This is a genomic window from Streptomyces sp. NPDC057682 (assembly GCF_042799575.1).
GTDB lineage: Bacteria > Actinomycetota > Actinomycetes > Streptomycetales > Streptomycetaceae > Streptomyces.
Genome location: NZ_JBHVIN010000041.1, coordinates 1 through 2,093 on the forward strand (window position 1 = coordinate 1; position 2,093 = coordinate 2,093).

Annotated in this window: 2 protein-coding genes; one reads left to right on the forward strand and one right to left on the reverse strand. The window is 66.2% G+C overall.

Features of this window, described 5'->3' with window-relative positions; genetic code table 11:
* Nucleotides 1-535: 535 nt before the first annotated feature.
* Nucleotides 536-1,147: a DNA-3-methyladenine glycosylase gene (locus ACFVDM_RS38305; protein WP_383651471.1), complete on the reverse strand. Its 612-nt coding sequence runs from the start codon at nt 1,145-1,147 to the stop codon at nt 536-538.
* A 72-nt stretch (nt 1,148-1,219) separates the two neighbouring features.
* On the opposite strand from ACFVDM_RS38305, the gene ACFVDM_RS38310 reads away from it, so the two are divergent.
* Complete coding sequence (locus ACFVDM_RS38310; protein ID WP_383651475.1) at nt 1,220-2,002, forward strand: sporulation protein; 783 nt, start codon at nt 1,220-1,222, stop codon at nt 2,000-2,002.
* Nucleotides 2,003-2,093: the final 91 nt, after the last annotated feature.

The following is a 2,093-nucleotide window of genomic DNA, read 5'->3' on the forward strand; positions in this document are numbered from 1 at the left end:
TCCTCGCTGTGCATTGCCCACCAGACTCAAGGAGCCTCGTGGGACTTTCAAAGGAACCTCGAACCTGCCTTCGGCAGGTCGGGGTATCAACATATATGGCGTTGACTTTTGGCACGCTGTTGAGTTCTCAAGGAACGGACGCTTCCTTTGTACTTACCCTCTCGGGCTTTCCTCCGGGCGCTTCCCTTCGGTCTTGCGTTTCCGACTCTATCAGACTCTTTCGTGTCCGATTCCCGGTCGAAGCGGGTCCAGCTTTTGCCTTTCAGGAATTCGCTTTCGCGTTTTCCCTTTCGGCGTGTCCACTACGTTAGCGGATTTCCTCGGTTACTCATAATCGAGTCCCGGGGCTGTATTTCGGCACGCCAAAATACGCACCCGATGAGGGTGAATCGTAGGTAGTGGTTGGCCGCCTCGGGAGTCCGGTGTGCGATCCGATGGACCGAACCAAGGACGAACCCGTGTCAAGCGACTCGGTCTACTTTAGGGGTCCACCAAGAGAGAGTCAAGTTGCTCCGACGGGGGCCGGGCCGACGGCTCAGGCCGGGGTGGACGGCTTGGCGCGCGGACTGAGCCGGTAGGCCGAGACGGTGGGATCACCGGCCACGAAGAACCGGTGCTGCCAGTCGTGGGCCTTGCTCACCCCCACGCGAGGGCCCACCCGGATGCGTGCGGCGGGGACGGGGTCACCGTCGGTCAGCGTCACTTCGGGGCCGGCCAGGAGATCGGCGCCGATGTGTTCCGAGGTGATGCCGAGCGCCCGGCAGAAGTTCCCCGGCCCCCGGGCGAGACGCGGGGCGTCGATCCCCGCACCCCTGCGCTCCCGCGCCAGCTCCTCCCCCGTGACGATCCGGCCGGCCCGGACGAGGACGGCGGACGCGATGCCGTCCACGCCGGTGACGACGTTGGCGCACCAGTGGAGGCCGTGGGAGCGGTAGACGTACAGATGCCCGGCCGGGCCGAACATGACGGCGTTGCGTGAAGTGCGGCCCCGGTAGGCGTGCGAGGCCGGGTCGGCCGCGCCCGAGTACGCCTCCGTCTCCGTGATGGCGATGCTCACCGTCCCCTCGGGGGTGGTGCAGGTGAGCACCGCGCCGAGGAGTTCGGGGGCGACCTCTTCGGCGGGACGGGAGAGGAGATCGACGTTCATGCCCGTCGACGTTACCGGGAACCGGGTACGGTCCTCGCGCGTATGTAGGGGTCAGGACCTAGGAGGAGAAACATGGGCTTCAAGCGGCTGCTCGCGAGCATGGGTGCCGGCGGTGCCTCGGTGGAGACGGAGCTGACCGAGGTCAACGTCGTGCCCGGCGGGATCGTCCAGGGCGAGGTGCGGATCCAGGGCGGTTCCGTGGACCAGCAGATCGAGGGACTCTCGGTCGGGCTTCAGGCCCGCGTCGAGGTCGAGGGGCAGGACCAGGAGTACAAGCAGGACATCGAGTTCACGAAGCTCAGGCTGGGCGGCGCCTTCGAGGTGCGGGCCGGTGCGGTGCACGTGGTGCCGTTCGGGCTGGAGATCCCCTGGGAGACCCCGATCACGATGTTCGCCGGGCAGCATCTGCACGGCATGAACATCGGGGTCACCACGGAGCTGGAGATCGCGCGGGCGCTCGACTCGGGCGACCTCGACCCCATCAACGTGCACCCGCTCCCGGCCCAGCAGGCCATCCTGGACGCCTTCGGGCAGCTCGGCTTCCGCTTCCGCAGCGCCGACATGGAGCGCGGGCACATCCGCGGGACGCGGCAGCGGCTGCCCTTCTACCAGGAGATCGAGTTCCACCCGCCGTCGCAGTACCGCGGGCTGAACCAGGTCGAGCTTTCCTTCGTCGCGGACGACCGCGAGATGGACGTGATCCTGGAGATGGACAAGAAGCCGGGGCTGTTCAGCGAGGGCAGCGACTCGTACCGCTCGTTCAAGGTCGGACTGCACGACTTCCAGGGGACCGACTGGGCGGCGTATCTGAACCAGTGGCTGGCGCAGGTCGGCGGGCAGCGCAACTGGTTCTAAAGGTTGTTGCAGAACGTCTGGGTTAGGGCATTCCTCTTGTATGGGTGGGGTGTTGCGGGCTGAGCCGTTGTGGGTGGAGACGTTCACCGGG

What these genes read in the sequence shown, in the direction of transcription:
- ACFVDM_RS38310 (WP_383651475.1), top strand. Translation starts at nt 1,220, where the DNA reads ATGGGCTTCAAGCGGCTGCTCGCGAGCATGGGTGCCGGCGGTGCCTCG.
- ACFVDM_RS38305 (WP_383651471.1), bottom strand. Translation starts at nt 1,147, where the DNA reads ATGAACGTCGATCTCCTCTCCCGTCCCGCCGAAGAGGTCGCCCCCGAA.